The sequence below is a fragment of the Flavobacterium sp. genome (genome assembly GCF_049318325.1).
Taxonomy (GTDB): Bacteria; Bacteroidota; Bacteroidia; order Flavobacteriales; family Flavobacteriaceae; genus Flavobacterium.
The window spans coordinates 1-5,488 of the sequence record NZ_JBMOGQ010000140.1 but is presented as its reverse complement, the minus strand read 5'-3'; the positions used below and the strand labels follow the sequence as shown (position 1 = coordinate 5,488).

Genomic DNA, 5,488 nt, shown 5'->3' with positions numbered 1-5,488 from the left:
CATTTGCATTTGGACAAACGAGAAAAAAACGTCCATTTTCGGAAAGCCATTCATCATTAATTCTCTTTAAAACTAAAACAGGATTATCAATATGTTCAAGGACATGTGTCATGATTATATTATCATATTTAGAGGGAAGATTGACCTCTTCAAATACCGAATTGAAAAATTTTATTTCTGCTCCCAATTTTTTCTTTGCTTCGATAAGTGCTTCATCAGAAGCCTCAACACAAGTAATATCATTGAAATAGGGCAATAATCTCCTTGTAAAATCACCTTTAAAACTTCCTAACTCAAGCATGTTACCTCCATTAATAAATGGCACGAATGATTTTAACATATATGGATGTATAACGTCAAAATCAAACCCATAGGCATATTTTCTCGCTGCGTTGTCCTTAAATTCCTTATTGTAATCTCTATTACTCATAATCTCAACAATTTAGTTTTGATTTGGTTTATAAAATCTGTTTTCGGGCTTTTGATACCATTCATCTAAATTTGAAGGAACTCTAGAATTATAACCTAATACTTGTATTAGTTCCGGAGTTAATTTTTCAACGACATTATAACCTAAAGCTCTTGAATAATCTAATTGCTGCTTCATAAATGGTTTAGTAAAGCCAATTGTAATAGCCCTTCTTTCATAATCTGTTGTATTTACGCCAGCAGCATGCCACAGATTTGAATCAAAAAAATAAACATCTCCTTTCTTTCCAAGTGCTCTTAAAGAATTTTTGAAAAAATAAGCTTCATCTGGTTTATTTGCTTGCATATGTGAGCCCTCGAGAAAATAAGTGGCGCCATTTTCAATGGTAAAATCATCTAATAAAATTAATGCCTGAAGCATTAAGGGAACCCCCCCAGTAAAAAATATAATATCCCTATGAATGTTAGAAACATATGAGGGCTTATATTTCAAATTTTTTACAGCTCCATATGTATTCAATATGAATTTACCTCCGAAAAAAGAAGTTATTAAATCATTCATATCATTTGAAACTAATTTTTTTAATAAATCTAAAAAAATTTCATCTCCTGTTAGCAGGAGATGGTGCAAAGTCCCATCAGTAAAATCACTTATTTCGTTTTTAATCTGAATTTTACGGCAAACCTCGTATCCTGATTCAATTCCTTTGATAATCCTATCGGAATAAATATCATCAAATATAGATTCGATTTTTACAAATCCGTTTTTTTTTAATTCTAATATCTTATCTTTCATAAGAATTGATTGGAATGCTCCTCCTTTAATTTCGATAAAATAATTTTATCAATATAAGTTCCATTTCTATAATACCAACTTCTTAAAATTCCTTCTTGCTTCCATCCACATTTATTTAAAAACAATTTTAAAGAAGGTTGATTGATAGAAATAATTGTTGTCTCCAATCTATTCAATCTAAGTTGAAAAAAGGCATAATCTGAAATAGCCTCCACAATTTTCTTTCCGTAACCTTTTCCTTGAAACTGACCGTCCAGTAACAATCCTATTTCAGCATTCCCATCCTTAAAATTAATATTGATGATATTGGCCAGCCCTATAGGCTGTTTGGCTTCATTTTCAACTATAAATCTTTGATTTAAGGAGTTGCAAGACAAATTTTCAAACCATGTATATTGGTCGTTCATGTTAGTTGGAAAGTGCCAGCCACCCAACATGAGTTGAATCGATTCATTATTTGCCCATAAATGAAGCAATTTTAAATCATCTCGCTCTATAGCACGAAGCAAAATTGAATTCCCATTAATACTCATTCTTATTTTATTTTATTTAAAATGAAATCCAGTTCTTTTTGGTTAAGTCTTTGGTCAATTGGTAAAAAAAGTGCGTTTTTGGCATAATCATACTCAATAGTCTTTAGAAACTCTGTTCTTAAAATATTTGGCCAGTAAGTTGGAGTATAAATTTTAGAAACTAATAGCTTTTCCTTAATTCCCCTTTTTTTTGTTAAAAAGGGATAATTCTGTGGGACTTGAAGAGAATCCTTTTCAATTAGGAATAGGTTTTGGTCCTTCAAATGCTTGTGCAAATAATTAAAGTTGCTCCTCCTTCTATCTTTAATTCTTTCATAATTAATGCCTTTTAAGAGGGACTGGGTAAGGCTAGACATTTCGAGAATTGGAGATTTATTTAATCTTTTTTCACTTTCCAAAAAATCGTAGTAGCTTGATTCAGCACCACAATCAATTCGCTTTATTAGATGTTTAAATCTTGAATATGAAACATCACGCTTGTAACTAATGTTAGCAACAATGTCAGTGTATAAGTAGCCACCATCTGGAACTCCAAAAAATTTTCGTGGAGAATAAAAGCTATTTACGCCTTTTTTCGGTTTTGAAAAAAAAGATTGAGAGTTATCAATAATAATTTTTCGAGTAATCTTTGTCAGTTTTTTAATATACTTGTCTTTTATTCCGAAGTAGTTAGTGTATAAAAAAATTTCCTCTTTTTTTAATTTATCAAAATCAAAAATAGGTTCTAAATTTCCGTCTATGTAGTAGAATTCGAAATTAACTTTAGAACGCATTACAGAATTTATTACCGCATCACAAGTAAAATGAGGTAAGTATAGTTTGGAACATTTAGTTGCTAAAATTAAAAATTCTAAGCAAGACCTTCCACTATTAAGTTTAATCGCACCAGAATGGTACTCTTCTCCAATGCTAAGTTCTAACTCAAAATATCCCCCTATGGAATTCATTTACAGTATTACATAAGAAATTTGCGGTTGAAATGAAAACCGTTGTATTTTGAAATTATTTATCCCTATTGTTTCCATAACTGCTAATGTTTCTCCAGGCCACTTTTTTTGATTTAACTGATCAAAAGCAATAATTGCACCTTTAGGCATTCTTTTTATAAAAAAATCGATGGCAGTTTTTGTTGGAACATAAATATCGAAGTCTAAATACAAGAGAGAAATTACAAGATGCTGATTGTCTCCTATATATGCCTCTATTGTTTCATTTGCATCACCCTTAATTAATTCAACTTTTCGAATATGACCCAATGGCCTATAAATATCCATAATATTAGCACATTTAATAAGGTCTTCCTCCGTACCAGCTTTTATTGCCCCCTCTTTAGCTAAATCTTCGTTGTCAGCTCCTTTATCCTTTTCCGAAACCCCACTCAAACCTTGAAATGTATCAAATCCAATTACTTTTCTCAAATGATTTAAAGGTTCGTAAATAGCAGAAAAAGTAACCCAAGAAAACAAACTCCCTCCCATAAAAACACCACATTCAACTATACTACCCTGCACATTCAAAATTTTTCTAAATAACTTCTCTTTTGCAAGAAACCTGTTCATCTCAGCTATGGGAACATATTTGGGGAAATTTCTAAGCTTATCAATATTAGTTCCCGGGCTAGAGGTATAATAATCATTTAACTGAGAATAATAGTCATAGTCTGTTGGTCTTTGATTTTCATCTAAATGTACTTTATGGTTTTCAAAATTTTTCATATGAAAATGGTTTTATTATTTAAAAGTTTTGGATATATAACCAAATATAAAATAAAAAAACGAATAAAAGGTATTAAAATTGTAGTTTAAAAAATTGATAGTATTAAAGAATATTAATAGGTCAAACCATATCCAAAATTCACATTTTTCTTCACTTCATCTTTAGAATTAAACATTATCACATCAATTATTGAAAGAAAAGGAATAAATATTTCCCCTTGCTGTTTATATTGAAAATCTTGCGTTTTGATAAAACATAAGTTAAACCCGTTTAATTGAAATGTTTTTTTCGAATACAATTCTTTGCCACCAATTGGATTGATATATTTACTAGCCTTTAATTGTCTACAAATTGCAATTACCTTTTCTTCAGATTTTAACATATGGTCAATATTAATAGTTGAGGATAAAGTAAATTTGGTCTTAATTTCAAGATAATCACAAACGACTTTGATTGAATTGAAAACAAACTCAAATAAATTGGCACTGTTAAAACTAAAAATCTCTTCTGTTAACGCAAACGCTTCCTGATAATTAGGAGCTTTACGGTAGCATTCTTTTATTTTTCTTAACATTTTCTCCTTATCTTGCTTATTAGAATCTGCCAAAAAACGTTGATTAATATGTAAAAAATCTGAATCTTTTTTTAAGGGTAGTGTAATGAATTCATCTTTGCCGTTTACTAATATTCTATTTCTGTTTATCCAACCCTTTTTGGTGTACTCTACATTGTCGTAAACCACAAAAACATCTACCGCATTTATAAGCTGAAAATAGCCTATGTAGGGCAAAAAATAGGGTTGCATGATGGCAACTTTCATGCTATTCTCCAATTAAATTTGGGCTTGATGTAGCCAGGCTCCCTGCCAAAATGCATTTTGGCATCCCGTGGCGATTCAGAAACCACAAAACTGTAGATATCGGTTTGTGACCAAACCGCTTTTTGGGCATTGTGAACCACAAATAAATTAAGCGAAAACTTGCCCGGCAGCAAGAATCCCGCTGGCAGAACACAGGCAACGGTGTTTTTCCCTAAAACAATGCCTGCTGTTTCCTCTCCAGTCGAAAAAGAAAACAGGGTTTGTCCATTCTCAGCAAGCAAATGCCAGGTAACATCATACCGACCAACAGATTCTTTTAATTCAAGTTCCAAAAGAATTTCTATGGCGTTTCGCTCCTCTATTGGCCTAAGGTTGTTCGGATCGTAATCTCCTTGAGGATAAACCATAATGTTGAGTATTCGGATGGTTGAATCTTCAACCCATTGCTTCTGGTTTTGAATGTCGATGTTGGGTGCTCTATATGCTTGAATAATTTCAGTAGTCAAACCTGTCTTCACCAGAGTCCCGTTTTCCAGTAAAATGGATTGTGGACAAAGCGCAGACAGCGCAATCAGGTTGTGGCTTACAAAAAGAATGGTTCTTCCCTCATTCTGACTTACGGCACCCATTTTATTAATGCACTTCTCTTGGAAATCTACGTCGCCCACGGCCAAGACCTCATCCACAACCAATATTTCCGGCTCCAAATGCGCTGCCACAGCAAAGGCCAAGCGGACGTACATTCCGCTGCTGTATCGTTTTACGGGAGTATCGATGTAGCGTTCAACTCCGGAGAAATCCACAATTTCGTCGAATTTGCTTTTAATTTCTGCCCTTCGCATGCCCAGAATAGCACCGTTCAAATAGATGTTTTCCCGACCTGTAAGTTCAGGGTGAAATCCGGTTCCTACCTCGAGCAAAGAGGCCATGCGGCCGTTTACTTCAATTTTGCCCGTGCTAGGTGCCGTAATGCGGCTTAGGATTTTTAACAGGGTACTTTTCCCTGCTCCGTTTTTCCCTATGATGCCCAACACTTCGCCGGGATTCACCGTAAAATTGATGTCTTTCAATGCCCAGACATAGGCATTCTCGCTTTTTTTAGTCCGGTCGTTGAGCTCGCCTCGGCTTAAAAATGGATTGGGCGAACGTTGAATCCCTGCCCAAATCCGCTGCACATCGTCCCTTAAGCTGGAA

7 protein-coding genes are annotated in these 5,488 nt (G+C 33.7%); all 7 read right to left on the bottom strand.

Going from position 1 to position 5,488, the window contains the following annotated elements; genetic code table 11:
- Nucleotides 1–430, bottom strand: a 430-nt coding sequence (locus ACOYLP_RS10430) for a class I SAM-dependent methyltransferase (RefSeq protein ID WP_422856109.1), incomplete at its 3' end; no start/stop codon positions are given.
- A gap of 12 nt (nt 431–442) precedes the next feature.
- Nucleotides 443–1,225 (bottom strand): phytanoyl-CoA dioxygenase family protein, encoded by a 783-nt coding sequence (locus tag ACOYLP_RS10425; protein WP_422856108.1) that lies wholly within the window; start codon nt 1,223–1,225, stop codon nt 443–445.
- Nucleotides 1,222–1,758 (bottom strand): GNAT family N-acetyltransferase, encoded by a 537-nt coding sequence (locus tag ACOYLP_RS10420; protein ID WP_422856107.1) that lies wholly within the window; start codon nt 1,756–1,758, stop codon nt 1,222–1,224. Before ACOYLP_RS10420 ends, ACOYLP_RS10425 begins: the two co-directional genes overlap by 4 nt.
- Before the next feature lie 2 nt (nt 1,759–1,760).
- Nucleotides 1,761–2,705, bottom strand: a complete 945-nt coding sequence (locus tag ACOYLP_RS10415; protein WP_422856106.1) for a hypothetical protein — start codon at nt 2,703–2,705, stop codon at nt 1,761–1,763.
- Nucleotides 2,706–3,473 carry a TylF/MycF/NovP-related O-methyltransferase gene (locus ACOYLP_RS10410; RefSeq protein ID WP_422856105.1) on the bottom strand — a complete coding sequence of 256 codons (768 nt, stop codon included), beginning with the start codon at nt 3,471–3,473 and terminating at the stop codon, nt 2,706–2,708.
- Nucleotides 3,474–3,586: 113 nt separating this feature from the next.
- Nucleotides 3,587–4,294 carry a WbqC family protein gene (locus ACOYLP_RS10405; protein ID WP_422856104.1) on the bottom strand — a complete coding sequence of 236 codons (708 nt, stop codon included), beginning with the start codon at nt 4,292–4,294 and terminating at the stop codon, nt 3,587–3,589.
- The coding region (locus tag ACOYLP_RS10400; protein WP_422856103.1) for an ABC transporter ATP-binding protein at nt 4,291–5,488 on the bottom strand (1,198 nt) is incomplete at its 5' end. The genes ACOYLP_RS10405 and ACOYLP_RS10400, both read right to left, overlap by 4 nt.